We start from the raw sequence: 15962 nt of genomic DNA, 5'->3' as shown, positions 1-15962 counted from the left end.
CCACCTTCCAGGGCGGCCGTCGTCCTCGCCCCGGTGCGTTAGCGGCCGCGCGTGAGTTCCAGCACGTCGGTCAGCTGCCGTGCGGTCGGCAGGATGCGCAGCGCCTCGTCGATCTCACGTTCCGCCCACTCGCGGTGCCGCCGCTCGGCGTGCGGGTCGAGGGCGACGCGGGCCTGGACCAGCAGGAAGTTCAGGTGGGACGCGAGAAGCATGGTGAAGTCCGCCGGGCCCGTGATGCGGCCCGGACCGCCCTCGCTTATGTACGCCTCATACATGCCGCGCATGGCTTCGAGGTCGGCGGTCGAGTCATCGCAGAACCAGTCGAACAGCGCCCGCGCCAGTTCCCGGCCCGGCATGGCCGGTCCGAGGTTGTCCCAGTCGATGACCACGAGCGCGCCGGCGGAGTCGGCGAGGACGTTCTCCGGGTGCAGGTCGCGATGGCAGACGATCAGCTCGGCGGGATCGACCGGCGAGACGGCCGCGCACAGCTCTGGGAGCGTGGCCAGCAGATCGGCGAGTCTCGCGGCCCACACCGCACCCGATGTGGCCACCTCCGCCCACTCGGGCGTGGTGGGAACGCGGTCGTACCAGCGAGCGGGCGGTCCGCCGTCCGGCTCGACCGTCGCGGCCGGGGCGCACCGGTGCAGGCGTGCGAGCAGCGCCCCGATCTCTCCCGGTGTGGCCGGTGCCGTCAGCTCGACCGGCCGCAGGTCGATCCAGTCGTACAGGCGCAGCCACGTCCCGCCGGGCGGCTCAAGCAGGTGGCGCCCGTCGCGGTCGGGGTGACTGGCCGGCAGCCGTACCCCTGCCTCGGCCGCCCGCCGCCCGAACGCCAGCTCCGCCTGGATCAACGCCTCCGACGGCGGCTCGGCGAAGATCTCCTTGAGCGCGTAGCGTGCCGGGCCGACGTCCAGCCGCCAGATCTGCCCCAGCGCGCCCCGCGGCCCTGCGGACACCACAACGTCCTCACCCCACCCGAACGCCTCCCGTACGTGGGCGACCAGCTCATGGACCATGATCAGACTCCTGAGGACAGGAAGGACGACACGACCAGACTCCTGGAGACAGCAGGACGAACGGCGAACGGCGGGTGGCGAAAGGCGGGTGGCGGACGGCGGGTGGCGGACGGCGGGTGGACGCGGCGACAATCTGGGCGACACTGCTGCTCCCGCCGCCGACGCCACGGATGCTGCTGCCGTGCCTGACGCCGCCACTGCCGACGACGCCACCGCCGCGGACGCCGCCGAGATTCACACAACTGAGTATGGGCGATACGAGTGGTGGGACGCTTGCCGATTTATCCGTCGCGACAGCGGAAGTTGACACCAGTTAGATAGCTTGGTTGCCATTCGGAAACAGCGTCCTAGCGGCCGTGGATTTGCCACTATCGTGGCGTTTCATGATGCGCGTCCTGGTCCCCGCCCGCCTGCGCAAAGCCGTGCGCACGTGGTTCGATTCCCGCTACATCTCCATCGGCGATCACCGTCAGGACATCAGGGACGCTCTCTGGGAGGTCCAGACCCTGCGCCGGGAGATGGCGAGCCTGCAGGACGAGGTCGAGCGTCTGCGAAACGCCAGACCCGCCACCGCCCCCACCAGCGCCCCCACGGACAAAGCCCGGCTCGACGACACGCACCGCCTGGCTCAGGAGACGGCCAAGGCGCTGGACGGCGTGCTCCAGAACGAGGTCCTCCTCTGGCAGGCGATCGACGACCTCAAGTCACGGACGTCAGATTCCGGGGAGGGCGTACGAGCCTCCAGGTCCGGCGACGGCACGCAAACGTCGGGCCCGCGTGACGGCGCGGAGGTGTCGAGTTCGGGGGATGGTGCGCAGGCGTCGGGTCCGCGTGAGGCTGCGCGGACGGAGGACACGTCATGCGCGTGAGCTGGTCGGGAGGCGAGCTGACGTTCCGGCTCGGGGCCGACGACGAGATCACCGGCAGAGCTGCCGACGAGCACCCGGTCAAGCTGGCCACCAACTCCTGCACCATCGCCGGGGTGCCCGGAGACGCGCACCCCGACCTCTTCGCCGTCGCCGCGTGGACCGTGGTGGCGCCGTGGACGCGTAAGGAGATCGTGTTCGACCGGGCCATCTCCCCTGAAGTGGCCGCCGCGCTGCACGACGGGTGGGGGATCGAGGCCGGGCCGGTTGGCGCGGAGGCCCGGCGTACCGGGACGAACCTGGCGATCTCCTACAGCGGTGGCGCGGACTCCGTGGCGGCGGCGACCATCTATCCCGAGGCGCCGTTCGTGCACTTCCGGCGTGTGCCGCACCCCCGCGTGCCGAACCGGTGGCCGCACTACCGCTCCGACGTCCTTGCCAGGCTGGCCAGGCGCACCGGACGGGAACTCACCGTGGTGGACTCCGACCTGGAATTCACGTTGTCCGAGCCCCGGCCCGGATACCCGGAACACCACGCGGTAGCGGCAGGGGCGTTATTGCTCGCCGACCAGATGGATCTCGGTGGACTGGCGTTCGGGTATGAACTGGGTTCACGGTGGCTCGGCGGGGATCGCTACCTTCTGCGTTACACGCCCGACAACCTGATGTGGGCGCCGCACGGGGCGTGGGGGCGGTTGTTCGCGGCGGCGGGCGTACACATCGTGCTTCCCGTGGGCGGCGTGAGTGAAGCGGTCACCATGCGGCTGGCGCTGAACTCGGAGCTCAAGGAGCACGTCCGATGGTGCCTGCAGGGCACCGACGGTCCGTGTCGCAGATGTGGCAAGTGCCTGTACAAGGAGCTCATTCAGGCCGCCGTCGAACGGCGGCCGCTCGACACGCCCTTCACCGCCGATGACCCCCGCGTGCGCAAGTGGCTCCAGCCTCCGCCGTACGGGGGACAGGAGATGGTCGAGTACGGCCTGGCGAGGGTGCCCGGCATCGAGGACACGCTGTTCGGGAAGGCGCTCGACTATTTCGACGCCACGGAGGAGTCGACGAGCTGGCTCGACCATTGCTACCCGCCGGCGCTCGACGAGATCCCGGCCCAGTGGCGTGAGCAGGCGACCGGGTTCATGACGTCCAAGGTCGGGCTCATGACCGAGGCCGAGGTCCGCCGGGTGGAGACATGGGGCACGTGACGCTCTCACGCCCTGTTCGATCCCTCTCGCTCGACCCGCCGATGGCCGACCCGCCGATGGCCGATACGGCTTCGGCCTATCGGCCTTCGGTCGATTCCCCGGCGGTCGATCGGCCTTCGGTCGGTTCTCCTTCGGCCGATCTGTCGTTGGTCGATACGATTTCGGCCGATCTGCTGTTGATCGATTCGGTTTCGGCGGATCCGCCTATGGTCGATACGCCGTTGGTCGATGTCGGGTGCGCAGGTGAGGGAGTGGGACTGTGAAGGTGTACTTGTCGGTCGACATGGAGGGCGTGACCGGGCTCACCGACCCTGAGGAGATGCACGCGGGCAAGCGGGGCTATGAGCGGGGCTGCGAGCTCATGACCGCCGATGCCAACGCCGCCGTCGAGGGGGCGTTCGCGGCCGGGGCGACCACGGTGCTGGTGAACGACGCTCACGGGTCCACCAAGAATCTGCGGATCGACCTGCTGGACCCGCGCGCCACCCTCATCCGGGGGCCGGGTAAGGCGCAGCGGATGGCGCAGGGAGTTGACGGGTCGTTCCAGGCCGCGTGTTTCGTGGGGTACCACGCCCGCGCGGGGGTGACGAACGGTGTGCTCAACCACACCTGGATGGGCAAGGAGATCCAGAACGTCTACCTCAACGGCGAGGTGTGCGGTGAGACGCGGCTGGTGGCGGCGTGTGCGGGGTTCCACGGTGTTCCGGTGGTGCTGGTGACCGGTGACGAGGCCGTCGGTGAAGAGGCGCGCGAGTTGCTCGGCGATGTGGAGACGGTGGCGGTCAAGAAGGGGATCGACAAGTTCTCGGCCGAACTGCTGCCGCCGAGCGTTGCCCAGGCTCGGATTCGTGAGGCGACGGCTAGGGCGTTGGGGCGGTTGAGCGACTTCACGCCTTACCGGGTGGCTGCGCCGTACACGCTGGGGGTGGAGTGGAACTCCACCGCCATCGCGGCTGCCGTCGGACTTGTTCCCGGCGTGAAGGCGGTGGGATCGCGTCACACCGAGTTCACTACCGATGACTTCGCACAGATCATGGCGCTGTTCGGTATCTTCGCCACGATCGGTGGTCAGATCTCCTGTGGCAGCGGCCCCTACGGTTGAACGCCACAAAGAGCAGACGCCCGCCGGCTGGTGAATGGCAGGTCAGCGCATACGGGTTGGTGAATGGCCGGTCGGCGCATGCGGGCCGGTGAGGAGCAGGTCGGCGTACGCAGGCGGGTGATGAGCCGGTCGGCAACGCAGGCGGGTGAAGAGCAGGTCAGCGCACGCAGGCCAACGGAATGGCAGGCCCGCATAGTTGGGAGCGAGTGGCATGGAGGGCGCGGCGCTGACCCGGCGGGGGTTACTCGTCGGTATCGGGGCGGTGGGTGGTGCGGGAGCCATGTACGCCGCCATGGGCGCGCTGGGTCTGGCGCCGTCCCAGCAGGACAAGGACTTCGCCGCGCCCCAGCAGGGCGACTTCTCGCTGCGCGGCAAGGCGGCCGCCAAAGTGGTGATCATCGGGGCGGGGGTCGCCGGGCTGACCGCCGCGTACGAGCTGGGCAAGGCCGGCTACGACTGCACGCTGCTGGAGGCCAAGGACCGGGCCGGCGGCCGGAACCTCACGCTGCGTGGCGGCGATCGGCTCACCGAGCTCAACGGTCCCGCGCAGGAGGTGAAGTTCGGCGAGGGCGTCTACTTCAACGCGGGCCCGGGGCGGATCGCGCCGTGGATGGTCACCCTGGACTACTGCCGCGAGCTGGGCATCCCGATCGAGACGTTCATCAACAACAACGGCCAGGCGCTCGTCCACACCAACGGGCAGACAATCCGGGCAAGGGCCGCGCGTGCGGATATGTACGGGTATGTGGCGGAGCTGCTGGCTAAAGCGACGAATGTTGGGGCGCTCGACAAGAAGGTCGGTAAGGACGATCAGGAACGACTGCTGGAGTTTCTGCGCAGGTTCGGCGATCTGGGGCCCAAGCTCGATTACGAAGGCTCCGACCGCCGGGGTTTCGTGAAATATCCGGCGCTGGACGGCGGCACCCCCATCGCGGCCCCCGGCACCCTGCACGCGGTCCTCGCCGCCGGCACCGGCCGTTCCATCACCAACGACTTCGGCTACGAGCAGTCGACCCCCATGCTGCAGCCCGTCGGCGGCATGGACGCCATCGTCGTCAAGCTCACCGAGGCGGTCGGCGCGGACCGGATCAGGACCGGCGTCAAGGTCACCAAGATCACCAACCTGGCCGACGGCGTCGAGGTGACCTGGGACGGCGGCTCTCTCAAGGCCGACTACTGCATCGCCACCCTGCCGCCCCACCTGCTCGCGAAGATCCCGCACAACCTCGGCGCCCCCGTCACGGCCGCGCTCAAGACGCCCATCCCGGTCGCCAGCGGCAAGATCGGCCTGGAGTACGGCCGGCGCTGGTGGGAGCTGGAAGACCGCATCTACGGCGGCGTGACCGAGACAGACCTGGACATCACCCACATCTGGTACCCGTCGGCCGGTTTCCACGCCCAGCGCGGCGTGCTCGTCGGCTACTACAACACCGACCAGAACGCCGAGCTCTACGGCGCCCTCACCCCGGATGACCGCAGACGCCGCGCCCTCACCCAGGGCAGGAAGATCCACGGCGACAAGTACGGCAAGGACCTTCTCTCCAGCGTCTCCATCGCCTGGGACCGCCAGGAGCACATCCAGGGCGGCTGGGTACGCTGGCCCGCCTTTGATTCGTCCTTCACTCTTCTGCAACGCCCCAGCGGAAGGGTTTACTTCGCGGGCGACTGGCTCACCCATCTGATCGCGTGGCAGGCGGGCTCCATGGAGTCGGCCCGTGGCGCCGTCACCCAGCTGCACCAACGGGTGCTGCAGTCACCGTGACGTCGCGCGCTGCTCAGGTGACCGGCGTAAGGTCCTGAGTGAGCGATCGAGGAGATGGGATGACGTTGGACTGGGTGCCCGCGACCGACCGGACCGACCTGCTGGCCGATCCGGTGGCCCTTGCCGTGCAGGGGCTGGCGGGCGTCGAAGTGGCCGAGATCGACCCCGAGCTGGCCGATACGGCGGCGTTCTGCGAGCGCTACGGCGTGACGCTCGACGAGTCGGCCAACTGCGTGGTCGTCGCGGCCAAGCGCGGCGGCGAGACGCGCTATGCGGCGTGCATGGTGCTCGCGACGATGCGGGTCGACGTCAACGGCGTCGTACGCAGGTATCTCGACGCGCGCAAGGCGAGCTTCGCCCCGATGGCGGAGGCGGTCGAGCTCACCGGGATGGAATACGGCGGCATCACCCCGCTCGGCCTGCCCGCCGACTGGCCGATCCTGGTGGACACGAAGGTCGCCGAGCACGACAGGGTAGTGATCGGAAGCGGGGTTCGGCGGTCGAAGTTGGCCGTCTCCGGGGCCGCGCTCGCCGGGTTGAAGGGGGCGGAGACCCTTCCCCTGGCCAACTGAAGCCAGAAACTGAAGCCAATTCGAGACCGTTGAATGGGAAACCGATGGGCCCCTTCGGGACGTTGTACGAGTGGGAATGTGGCCTCATGGTTCATCTCGTGGGCGGGGATTAAGCCGGTATGGTGCTTCATGCCATGAACGATGACCGACTCGGCCCTTACCGGCTGCTCAGGCGGCTCGGCGAAGGCGGGATGGGCGTTGTCCACCTCGCTGTCGACCCGCAGGGTAGGCAGGTGGCGGTCAAGGTCCTGCGCGCGGAGGTCGCCGGCGACGAGGTCGCCAGGCGGCGTCTGTCGCGTGAAGTCGAGACCATGCGCCGCGCGCGCAGCAAATACATCGCCGAGGTGATCGACGCCGATGTGACGGGTCATCGGCCCTACATCGTCACGCGTTACGTCGCCGGGCGGCCACTCGACGAGATCGTCAAGGACGACGGTCCGCTCGACCTGCCCGCGCTGGTCAAGATCGCGCACGGGGTCGCCACCGCGCTGGCCGCCGTGCACGCGGTCGGCGTGATCCACCGCGACCTCAAGCCGGGCAACGTGCTGATCATCGACGGCGAGCCGGTACTGATCGACTTCGGCATCGCCCAGGCGGTCGACGCGACCAGGCTGACGCAGACGGGGATGTTCATCGGCACGCCCGGATACCTCGCCCCCGAGATCATCGAGGGTCAGGAGGCCGGGCCCGAGGTCGACATCCACGCCTGGGCGGGCACGCTGCTGTACGCGGGCACCGGCCAGCCGCCCTTCGGCAAGGGCACGCTGGAGATGATCTTCTACAACATCACCGCGGGCAAGGCCGACGTGAGCGCGGCCCCGAAGGAGCTGCAGCCGCTGCTCAAGGCGGCCTTCCAGCGCAACCCCGCCAAGCGGCCCAAGGCGGCCGAGCTGGCCGAGCAGACTGCCAGGATGCTGCCCAGGCCGCGGGGCAACGAGCGCGACGAGATCTCGACCGTGCCCCGGTCCGACCGCTCCAACCCGTCGCTCGAGCTGCCGACGCCGCAGCCGCTGGCCGACAAGCCGTCGTACGACATCTCGACGCCGCCCATGACGCCGCGCCGGCTCGTCGACGGCCAGCTGCGCCAGCAGCCCCCGCACCCGGGCCAGCCGCACCAGGGGTCCGGCCCGAACTGGCAGCCCCAGGGTCAGCCGCCCCAGCCGCCGCCGCAGGAGCAGCAGTACGTCTCGCTGCTCCCCGAGCAGCAGGGCGACCCCTATCCGACCCGCCGGGTGACCCCGGAAGAGCTGCGCAAAATGCAGCGCGAGGCCAACCCGCAGCCGTGGCAGGTCTCCGGGCAGGGCAACAACCAGCAGAGCAACAACCAGCAGGGCAACAATCAGCCGAGCAACAGCCACACGCCGTCGCCGGCCGACGCCGACGTGCCCACCCGGCGCGTACGCCCCGACCCGCCCGACGTCCCCACCCGCCGGGTACGCCCCGAAGCGCCCGACTACGGGCGAGGCAACCCGGTCCAACCGCCGCCCTACATCCCGGTCCAGGGCCAGTTCCCGCACGATCCGCAGGCGCAGCCCTACCTGCCGCACGAGGCGCAGACCAGGAGAGACGCCTATGGGCAGCAGCCCGACCTGCGGACCAAGCGCGAGCCGTTCATCCCGGCGGCCCGCCCTGGGCAGGTGCTGCAGCGGTCCCGGGCCTACGGCCTGGCGAGCGCGATGCTGCTGATTCTGATGATCATGGTAGCCGTGGTGGCGCCCGTGCTCGTGGGCCTGCTGGTGATCCCGGTCGTGGTGCTGCTCCGCGCGGCCGACCTGGCCCAGCCGGAGCTCGTCGCGCGCAGGTCCACCGGGTCGGCGGCGCTGGACGTGGTGCGTGTCTTCGCCTTCCCCAAAAAACTGGCCAAGTCGGTGGGGATCACGTTCGCGCTGTTCTTCTACGCCCTTATCCTGGGGCTACCGGTGACGCTGCTGCTCACCGTGTTCGTCAAGATGAACCCCTACAACGCCTTGGCCTGGGGCGCGGCGATCGCCCTGTGGACCGTCTGCGCGGGCCCCGGAGTGGAGGGGCCTGGAAGGCAGATGCGCAGAACCCTCTCATCGCTCGTACCCTCGAGAACAGCGGCGATGGTGATGGTGGGAGTTCTCGCGGCGGGGGCCGCGCTCTCCCTGATCCTCGCTTACAGCTCGTTCGACAACGCGAGGAGGGCCGTATGGGCTCCGCTGAACGTCGGACCTGTGGTGACCCAGCTCAACGGACTGAAGGGGAGCACAGGGGGATGACGCCGGGACGGTGGCGATGAGCACGCAGGCGCCGGAGCGGCTCGGCCCCTACCGGCTGGTCAGGAAGATCGGCGAAGGCGGCATGGGCGTGGTCCACCTGGGCCTCGACACCGAGGGCCGCGAGGTCGCCATCAAGGTCCTGCACCCGCATGTCGCGGCCGACCTGAAGGCCCGTGACCGGCTGACGCGCGAGGTCGAGACCATGCGCCGGGTGCGCAGCCCGCACGTGGCCGAGGTGCTCGACGCCGAGCTCGTCGGCGGCCAGCCGTACGTCGTGACCCGCTTCGCCCCCGGCCGCACACTCGAGGAGACGGTGCTGGCGGAGGGCGCGCTGGAGGCGCGCGAGGTCATCAGGCTGGCCCAGGGCCTGTGCCAGGCGCTGGTGGCCATCCACGCCGCCGAGGTGATCCACCGCGACTTCAAGCCGTCCAACGTGATGCTGGTCAACGGCGATCCGCTGGTCATCGACTTCGGCATCGCGCACCTGGTCAACGCGACCCGGCTGACGCAGACGGGGATGTTCGTCGGCACGCCCGGCTACCTGGCGCCCGAGATCATCCGCGACTCGGAGATCACCCAGGCGGCCGACGTGCACGCGCTGGCCTCCACGGTGTTCTTCGCCGCGACGGGCGCGCCGCCGTTCGGCACGGGCACGTTCGAGGCGGTCTGCTTCAACATCATGGAAGGGCGCGCGCAGATCGACAAGGCGCCCGCCTGGCTGCGCGGCTGGCTGAGCCGCGCGCTGCGGGTCGAGCCCAGTGCCCGGCCCGGCGCCCAGGAGCTCCTGCGGATGGCCAGGGCGCTGGACCCGTCGGTGACCTCCTTCCACGAGACGTCCGCCGACGGGCCGACCGGGACCAAGCGGATGGGCAACCGGACGCGGGTCATGGAGAACTACTCCGACCTGCTGCCCCCGGTCGCGTACGGCACCCCGCCCGCGCCCGCGCGCGAGGAGAAGCCGCCGCGCGAGGAGCGGCCGCCGCCCTACGTCCCGGCGCCGATGCCGGAGCGGCACCCGGCCCCGCGCGTCGACCAGCGGGTCGCGGGCTACCCGGCGCCGCCGACACACCCGCCCGCCTACCGCCCGGCCACCCAGGCGGGTCAGCAGCGGCCGGTCGCGCCGCCGCCTCCCTACACACCGCCGGCCGAGCGCAAGCGCTACCTGGTCGGCAGCCAGTTCGTCGGCCTGCTGCTGCTGGTCACGCTGACCGCGCTGGCCGTCGTGCTGCCCGTCGCGGTGAGCGCGGTGGCGGTCGCGCTGGCGTTGGTGCTGCGGGTGGGCGAATACCTCTTCGGCGACATGGTCAAGCGCCGGCAGGTGCGGGGGAGCAGCGCGGCCGATCCGCTGCTCGTCCTGGTCGGCACGCCGTGGGCGCTGGTCAAGGCCGCGCTCGTGACGCTGGTCCACGTGCCGCTGGCGCTGATGTTCGGCGTCTGTGTCTGGGGCGTGCTGCGCTGGGGTGGCGGGATGAGCGTCAACGCCGCCGCCGCGTACGGCGCGGGCGCCTTCACAGCCGGGCTGTTCGTGCTGCCGGGCGGCGGCGCGCCGCGCAAGGCGGTCACGCGCTCGCTCACGGGCATCCTGCGCACTCCCGGCGCGGCCCTGGTCGCGGCCCTGATCGTCGGTACGGCCGCGATGTTCGCGGTGATGTTCGCGATGGGCCAGGCCCCGACGTGGGCCCCCTGGCGGGCCCCGGAGACCGTGATCAACGAGCTGACCAGCGACGCGCGGCGGAGCACGATGGGCTTGATCACCGGCCTGATCAACGATCTGCTCGACGGCGTGGGGATGGGGTTCCTGTCACCCTGGTCGTAAGTGTCTTGGCCCGCTCCGGGGGGAGAAAAGGGGTATGAGTGAGCGGCTGGGCCCGTATCAGTTACTCTCCCGGCTCGGGGCGGGCGGGTTCGGTGAGGTGCACCTGGCGCTCGACCCCGAGGGCCGTACGGTGGCGGTCAAGGTCCTGCACCCGCACGTGACGGCCGGCAGCGGCGCGCTGACCCGGCTGGCGCGCGAGGTGGAGACGATGCGGTTAGTGGGCGGGCCGCACGTGGCCGAGGTGCTGGACGCCTCGCTCGACGTCGACAAGCCCTATCTGGTGACCCGTTACGTCCAGGGCAGGCCGCTCAGCGCGGTCCCCACGCCGGTGGCCGAGCTCCGGCAGCTGGCCGCCGGACTGGCCGACGCGTTGCTGGCCATGCACGAGGCGGGCGTCGTGCATCGGGATCTGAAACCGGCCAACGTGATGATGGCCGAAGGTGAGCCGGTGGTCATCGACTTCGGCATCGCCAGCGCGCTCGACTCCCTCTCGGTCACGGCCTCGGGGGCCGTGGTGGGCACGCCCGGCTATCTGGCGCCCGAGGTGCTGGAGGGCAAGGAGTCGGGGATGGCGGCCGACGTGTTCTCGTTCGGGGCCACGCTGGCCTACGCGGCCACGGGGCGGCAGCCGTACGGGCAGGGACCGGCCTCGGCGGTCGCCTACCGCGTCGTGCACCACGACGCCGACCTGGAGGGGGTCCCCGACTGGCTGAGCCCGCTGCTGCGCGAGTGCCTGGCCACCGACCCGCTCGCGCGGCCGACGGCCGCGCAGATCTGCGCCAGGCTCGGCGTCGAGGCCGTCCATTACGCCATCCGCCCGCCCGCCACGGCCCTGCGCCCCCGGCCCGGTGAGGCGCACGACCTGGAGACCCGGGAGTGGCGGCCGGGCCAGGAGCGGGGCCGTCCGTCGGTCGAGGAGTCCAGGGCCAGGCATCGAGAGAAGGTACGCAGGCGCTGGCTGATCGGCTCCGGGCTGTTTGTGGCGCTGCTGGCCGCCGCCGCGCGGGAGCCGCTGCCGGAGGTGACGCTGTTCCTGCTGGCCGCGTACGCGCTGGTGGCGGTGGCCGACGCGGGGGTGGCGCTGTTCAGGCGCGGCCGCTTCCGGATGAGCCGGATCATCTTCGATTTCGCCGGGATGCTCGGCGCCGCGGGGCTCTGCCTGGGGCTGAGCACGGTCTTCAGTACGTTCACACTCGCACTGTTCGCCGGTACGGCGCTGGTTGTCGGGGTCGTCTTCCTGATGTCGGCCTGAACTCAGGCAACGGAATAAAGTTCGGTAGGGTGGTGGGTGCTTTGTCGTAAGCCTTGCTTGCTTGCGCCTAAGCTACTCATGGGTAACATGGCCGCGAGAGCACCCGCTGTCACGGCCCCCATGGGACACCTGGCAGTCTGTCAGCAAGCATCAGGCGCCGAGCGTCGGCGCACGCGAACACGGGAGGTCGGCCACCGGCCATGAACATCGTCGTCTGCGTGAAGCAGGTCCCCGACACGGCGACCGAGCGCAAGCTCCGGTCCGATGACAAGACGCTCGACCGTGACGCCGTCGACGGCGTGGTGAACGAGCTTGACGAGTATGCGGTCGAGGAGGCCCTGAAGCTCAAGGAAGCCCACGGCGGTGAGGTGACCGTTCTCACCATGGGACCGGGCCGGGCCACCGAGACCATCCGCAAGGCCCTGGCCATGGGCGCGGACAAGGCCGTCCACTTGACGGATGACGCGCTGCACGGCTCCGACGCCCTGTCGACCTCCTATGCGATGGCGCAGGTGCTCAAGAAGATCGGTTTCGACCTGGTCATCCTGGGTTCGGAGTCCACCGACGCGCGTACGGGCGTGCTGGCCGCGATGCTGGCCGAGCGCCTGGGCGCACCCCAGCTCACCCTCGCCAAGAAGGTCGACATCGAGGGCTCCGAGATCGTGATCCAGCGGATCACCGACTACGGGTTCGACAAGGTCGCGGCCCAGTTGCCCGCCGTCGTGTCCGTGGTGGAGAAGATCAACGACCCCCGCTACCCGTCCTTCAAGGGCATCATGGCGGCCAAGAAGAAGCCGGTGGAGACGCTGGCCATCGCCGACGCGGAGATCGCGGCCGACCAGGTCGGCCTGGACGCGGCCTGGTCCGAGGTCGTCGAGTTCGCCGCGGCCCCGCCGCGCGCGGCCGGCACGATCGTCAAGGACGAGGGCGACGGAGGCTCGAAGGCCGCCGACTTCCTCGCGTCCAAGAAGTTCATCTGAGCACGGGAGAGACAGCTGATATGTCGGAGATTCTCGTTCTCGTCGAGCACGTCGACGGCGAGGTCAAGAAGGTCACACTCGAACTGCTGACCCTGGCCCGCTCGCTCGGCACACCGGCCGCCGTCTGGGCCGGACCCGGCATCACCGACGCGGCCAAGGCCAGGCTCGCCGAATACGGTGCCGAGAAGATCTACGTCGCCGGAGCCGACGAGATCGTCGACTACGTCGTCGCGCCCAAGGCCGAGCTGCTCGCCCAGCTCGTGGCCGACAAGTCGCCCGCCGCCGTGCTGGTGGCCGCCACGACCGAGGGCAAGGAGGTCGCCGGCCGGCTCGCGGTCAAGACCGACTCGGGCGTCATCACCGACGCCGTGGGCCTCGGCGAGGGCTTCGTGGCCGACCAGTCCATCTTCGGCGGCGGCGTCAACGTCCGCTCGAAGGTGCGCAAGGGCACGCCGATCGTCGCCGTACGCCCCAACTCGACGGCCCCCGAGGCCGCCGCGGGCGCGGGCACCGAGGAGCAGGTGTCGGTCACCCTGACCGAGTCCGCCAAGGCCGCCCGTGTCCTGGAGCGCGTGAAGCAGGAGAAGGGCGCGCGCCCCGAGCTGACCGAGGCCGCGATCGTGGTCTCCGGCGGCCGCGGCGTCGGCTCGGCCGAGAACTTCTCGGTCATCGAGGGCCTGGCCGACGCCCTGGGCGCGGCCGTGGGCGCCTCCCGCGCCGCCACCGACGCGGGCTGGTACCCCCACCAGTTCCAGGTGGGCCAGACGGGCAAGACGGTGTCGCCGCAGCTGTACATCGCGGCCGGCATCTCCGGCGCGATCCAGCACCGGGCCGGGATGCAGACCGCGAAGACCATCGTCGCGATCAACAAGGACCCGGAGGCGCCGATCTTCGAGCTCGCCGACTACGGCGTCGTGGGCGACCTGCACCAGGTGGTGCCGCAGCTCACCGAAGAGGTCACCAAGCGCAAGTAGCGCTTGCCGGGGCCGGAGTCACTGGTCGATGGCGGGGAGCAGGACCTGAAAGGCCGCTCCCCGCCCCGGCGCGGAGCGGAGCTCCACGCGTCCCCCGTGGGCGGCGACGATGGAGCGCACGATGGCCAGGCCGAGTCCCGCCCCACCGGTGGACCTGGCCCGTGAGCCGTCGGCGCGGTAGAAGCGGTCGAAGACGCGGGCCGACTCCTCGGCGCTGAGCCCCGGCCCCTCGTCCTCGATGACCAGCACCGCCTGGTCGCCGAGGGTGCCGACGCCGATCCTGACCGGGGAGCCGGCCGGGGTATGGGTGACGGCGTTGCCCACGAGGTTGCTGACCACCTGCCGCAGCCTGGCCTCGTCGCCCAGAACAGGGGCGCTGGCCGCCGGTCCGCCGCCGGGGCCGGTGAACGCGATCGGCCTGGACGGGTCCAGCGCGGCGAAGTCGTGCCGCGCGTCGGCGGCCAGCGTACGCAGGTCCATGGGCGTGAGGTCGAGCCCCGCGGTCGTGGGTTCATCAAGGAAGGCGAGCAGCAGCAGGTCGTCCACCAGCCGCGCCAGACGCCCGGACTCGCTCTCGATGCGGGCCAGCGCCGCGTCGGCGTCCGTGCCGCCCATGCGATACAGCTCCGAGAACCCCTTGATGCCGAACAGCGGGGTACGCAGCTCGTGGCTGACGTCGGCGACGAACCCGCGCATACGGGCCTCGGACTCGGCGCGGGCGGCGAACCCCTGCTCGATCTGGGCGAGCATGCCGTTCAGCGCGTGCGCGAGCCGCCCGACCTCCGTCCCCGGCATGGCCAGGTACGGTACGCGCCGGGTCAGGTCGCCGCCCGCGATCGCCGCCGCGGTCTCCTCCACCCGCCGCAGCGGCGCGAGCCCGGCCCGGATCGCCACGCCGCCGACGAGAGCGAGCACGGCCAGCAGCACCGAACCCGCGATGAGACAGGCGACCCGCACCCGGTCGATCGTGGCGTCCATGCCGTCGAGCGACAGTGCGACGACGACACTGGCGTGAGCGGAGCCGTCCCGTCCGGCCTTGGGCAGCGCCATCGCCCGCCATGCCGTGTCATCCGCGCTGCTCACGGTGAACGGCCGCTTCGCGCGGGTGGCGACGGTCGCGGAGTCCAGCCGGGGCAGTTCCGGGCGTCCCCCGGTGGTCAGCTCCCGAAGGGGCTTGCCGTCGGCGGACAGGTAGGCCGCGTAACCCTGCTCGGAGAGGTCGAGAGGCGCCACGGGGTTGCCGACTGGCCGCTGCCGCAGCCGATCGGCCAGTTCGGGCGAGATCACGGACAGGGCGGTGCCCATGGGCGCCAGCTTCTCGTCGATTCTGGTCAGAAGCTGGGATTCCAGCTGCTGCACGACCACCGAACTGATCACCACCAGCCCGACGAACAGCAGCGCCACCGTGATGGCCAGCAGCCTGAGCCGCAGGGACAGGCGCCTGATCATCGCTTGGGCCTGCGCAGCACGTATCCGACGCCGTGCACGGTGTGGATCAGCTTCGTCTCACCGGTGTCGATCTTGCGGCGCAGGTAACTGACGTAGGTGTCGACGATGCTGGAGTCCCCGGCGAAGTCGTAGCGCCAGACGTGTTCGAGGATCTGCGCCTTGGACAGCACCCGCCCGGCGTTGAGCACGAGATGGAGCAGCAGCCTGAACTCCGTCGGAGACAGCCGTACGGCCTGACCCGCCCTGGTCACCTGGTGGCCCTCGGGATCGACCTCCAGGTCGGCCACGCGCAGCGTGTCGTTGCCGGGAGCCGCGCCCGTGCGCCGGAGTATGGCGCTGATGCGGGCCAGGAGCTCCTCCAGGTCGAACGGCTTGGTCACATAGTCGTCGCCGCCCAGCCGCAGCCCGTTGATCTTGTCTGCCGTGGCGTCGCGGGCCGTCAGGAACAGCACCGGCACGGGTCCCGGCCGGCCGTCGCCCCGGGGCAGCAGCCTGAGTCGGCGGATGACCTCGAAGCCGTCCAGGTCGGGCAGCATGACGTCGAGCAGCACCAGGTCGGGCGGGTCGGCTCGGGCCGACTCCAGCGCCTGGACACCGCTCTCGGCCGAGCTCACGGTGAAGCCGGCGAAGCGCAGGGTCGCCGAGAGCAGCTCCCTGACGGTGGGTTCGTCGTCGACCACGAGCAGCCGTTCGCCCTCACCCAACTGCTGTCCTCCCTGTTGTGACCGAGCCTA

At 70.4% G+C, this 15962-nt stretch carries 14 protein-coding genes; 11 read left to right on the top strand and 3 right to left on the bottom strand.

What is annotated here, in order from left to right:
- Positions 1 to 38: 38 nt before the first annotated feature.
- Entirely contained in the window at positions 39 to 1016 is a 978-nt protein-coding gene (locus ACGFJ2_RS14585) for a phosphotransferase enzyme family protein (protein WP_393468129.1), read from the bottom strand.
- A gap of 383 nt (positions 1017 to 1399) precedes the next feature.
- Between ACGFJ2_RS14585 and ACGFJ2_RS14580 the strand changes: the two genes are divergently transcribed.
- From ACGFJ2_RS14580 to ACGFJ2_RS14530, 11 genes are all read left to right on the top strand, one after another.
- Positions 1400 to 1885 carry a hypothetical protein gene (locus ACGFJ2_RS14580; RefSeq protein WP_393468126.1) on the top strand — a complete coding sequence of 162 codons (486 nt, stop codon included), beginning with the start codon at positions 1400 to 1402 and terminating at the stop codon, positions 1883 to 1885.
- Complete coding sequence (locus tag ACGFJ2_RS14575) at positions 1876 to 3081, top strand: DUF6395 domain-containing protein (protein ID WP_393468123.1); 1206 nt, start codon at positions 1876 to 1878, stop codon at positions 3079 to 3081. The genes ACGFJ2_RS14580 and ACGFJ2_RS14575 overlap by 10 nt, the downstream gene beginning before the upstream one ends.
- A complete protein-coding gene (locus ACGFJ2_RS14570; RefSeq protein WP_393468120.1) occupies positions 3069 to 3344 on the top strand; it encodes a hypothetical protein in 276 nt (91 codons plus the stop codon). Before ACGFJ2_RS14575 ends, ACGFJ2_RS14570 begins: the two co-directional genes overlap by 13 nt.
- Positions 3341 to 4183, top strand: a complete 843-nt coding sequence (locus ACGFJ2_RS14565; protein WP_357950102.1) for a M55 family metallopeptidase — start codon at positions 3341 to 3343, stop codon at positions 4181 to 4183. The genes ACGFJ2_RS14570 and ACGFJ2_RS14565 overlap by 4 nt, the downstream gene beginning before the upstream one ends.
- Positions 4184 to 4394: 211 nt before the next feature.
- Positions 4395 to 5945 carry an FAD-dependent oxidoreductase gene (locus tag ACGFJ2_RS14560; protein ID WP_358178547.1) on the top strand — a complete coding sequence of 517 codons (1551 nt, stop codon included), beginning with the start codon at positions 4395 to 4397 and terminating at the stop codon, positions 5943 to 5945.
- 59 nt (positions 5946 to 6004) lie between these two features.
- On the top strand, positions 6005 to 6517 hold the full coding sequence (locus tag ACGFJ2_RS14555; RefSeq protein WP_393468116.1) for a YbaK/EbsC family protein: 513 nt from the start codon (positions 6005 to 6007) through the stop codon (positions 6515 to 6517).
- Between the two features lie 134 nt (positions 6518 to 6651).
- Positions 6652 to 8757 (top strand): serine/threonine-protein kinase, encoded by a 2106-nt coding sequence (locus ACGFJ2_RS14550; RefSeq protein WP_393468114.1) that lies wholly within the window; start codon positions 6652 to 6654, stop codon positions 8755 to 8757.
- Between the two features lie 16 nt (positions 8758 to 8773).
- Entirely contained in the window at positions 8774 to 10573 is a 1800-nt protein-coding gene (locus ACGFJ2_RS14545) for a serine/threonine-protein kinase (RefSeq protein ID WP_358178543.1), read from the top strand.
- A gap of 34 nt (positions 10574 to 10607) precedes the next feature.
- Entirely contained in the window at positions 10608 to 11825 is a 1218-nt protein-coding gene (locus ACGFJ2_RS14540; protein WP_357950114.1) for a serine/threonine-protein kinase, read from the top strand.
- A 200-nt stretch (positions 11826 to 12025) separates the two neighbouring features.
- Positions 12026 to 12805, top strand: a complete 780-nt coding sequence (locus tag ACGFJ2_RS14535; protein ID WP_225292104.1) for an electron transfer flavoprotein subunit beta/FixA family protein — start codon at positions 12026 to 12028, stop codon at positions 12803 to 12805.
- Positions 12806 to 12825: 20 nt separating this feature from the next.
- Positions 12826 to 13779, top strand: a complete 954-nt coding sequence (locus ACGFJ2_RS14530) for an electron transfer flavoprotein subunit alpha/FixB family protein (RefSeq protein ID WP_358178537.1) — start codon at positions 12826 to 12828, stop codon at positions 13777 to 13779.
- A gap of 18 nt (positions 13780 to 13797) precedes the next feature.
- Here ACGFJ2_RS14530 and ACGFJ2_RS14525 read toward each other — a convergent pair whose 3' ends face one another.
- Both ACGFJ2_RS14525 and ACGFJ2_RS14520 read right to left on the bottom strand, forming a co-directional pair.
- Positions 13798 to 15228, bottom strand: a complete 1431-nt coding sequence (locus tag ACGFJ2_RS14525; protein WP_393468109.1) for a sensor histidine kinase — start codon at positions 15226 to 15228, stop codon at positions 13798 to 13800.
- Positions 15225 to 15932, bottom strand: coding sequence for a response regulator transcription factor (locus ACGFJ2_RS14520; RefSeq protein ID WP_393468106.1), 708 nt, complete (start codon positions 15930 to 15932; stop codon positions 15225 to 15227). The genes ACGFJ2_RS14525 and ACGFJ2_RS14520 overlap by 4 nt, the downstream gene beginning before the upstream one ends.
- Between the last annotated feature and the right edge of the window lie 30 nt (positions 15933 to 15962).

Origin of the sequence: Nonomuraea sp. NPDC049028, from assembly GCF_043197735.1 — a bacterium.
In the GTDB taxonomy this organism is placed as follows: Bacteria; Actinomycetota; Actinomycetes; order Streptosporangiales; family Streptosporangiaceae; genus Nonomuraea.
The sequence above is the reverse complement of the archived record's forward strand: the minus strand, read 5'-3'. Positions and strand labels throughout refer to the sequence as shown.

What these genes read in the sequence shown, in the direction of transcription:
- ACGFJ2_RS14540 (WP_357950114.1), top strand. Translation starts at nt 10,608, where the DNA reads ATGAGTGAGCGGCTGGGCCCGTATCAGTTACTCTCCCGGCTCGGGGCG.
- ACGFJ2_RS14570 (WP_393468120.1), top strand. Translation starts at nt 3,069, where the DNA reads ATGGGGCACGTGACGCTCTCACGCCCTGTTCGATCCCTCTCGCTCGAC.
- ACGFJ2_RS14580 (WP_393468126.1), top strand. Translation starts at nt 1,400, where the DNA reads ATGATGCGCGTCCTGGTCCCCGCCCGCCTGCGCAAAGCCGTGCGCACG.
- ACGFJ2_RS14585 (WP_393468129.1), bottom strand. Translation starts at nt 1,016, where the DNA reads ATGGTCCATGAGCTGGTCGCCCACGTACGGGAGGCGTTCGGGTGGGGT.
- ACGFJ2_RS14575 (WP_393468123.1), top strand. Translation starts at nt 1,876, where the DNA reads ATGCGCGTGAGCTGGTCGGGAGGCGAGCTGACGTTCCGGCTCGGGGCC.
- ACGFJ2_RS14525 (WP_393468109.1), bottom strand. Translation starts at nt 15,228, where the DNA reads ATGATCAGGCGCCTGTCCCTGCGGCTCAGGCTGCTGGCCATCACGGTG.
- ACGFJ2_RS14535 (WP_225292104.1), top strand. Translation starts at nt 12,026, where the DNA reads ATGAACATCGTCGTCTGCGTGAAGCAGGTCCCCGACACGGCGACCGAG.
- ACGFJ2_RS14550 (WP_393468114.1), top strand. Translation starts at nt 6,652, where the DNA reads ATGAACGATGACCGACTCGGCCCTTACCGGCTGCTCAGGCGGCTCGGC.
- ACGFJ2_RS14555 (WP_393468116.1), top strand. Translation starts at nt 6,005, where the DNA reads ATGACGTTGGACTGGGTGCCCGCGACCGACCGGACCGACCTGCTGGCC.
- ACGFJ2_RS14560 (WP_358178547.1), top strand. Translation starts at nt 4,395, where the DNA reads ATGGAGGGCGCGGCGCTGACCCGGCGGGGGTTACTCGTCGGTATCGGG.
- ACGFJ2_RS14545 (WP_358178543.1), top strand. Translation starts at nt 8,774, where the DNA reads ATGAGCACGCAGGCGCCGGAGCGGCTCGGCCCCTACCGGCTGGTCAGG.
- ACGFJ2_RS14530 (WP_358178537.1), top strand. Translation starts at nt 12,826, where the DNA reads ATGTCGGAGATTCTCGTTCTCGTCGAGCACGTCGACGGCGAGGTCAAG.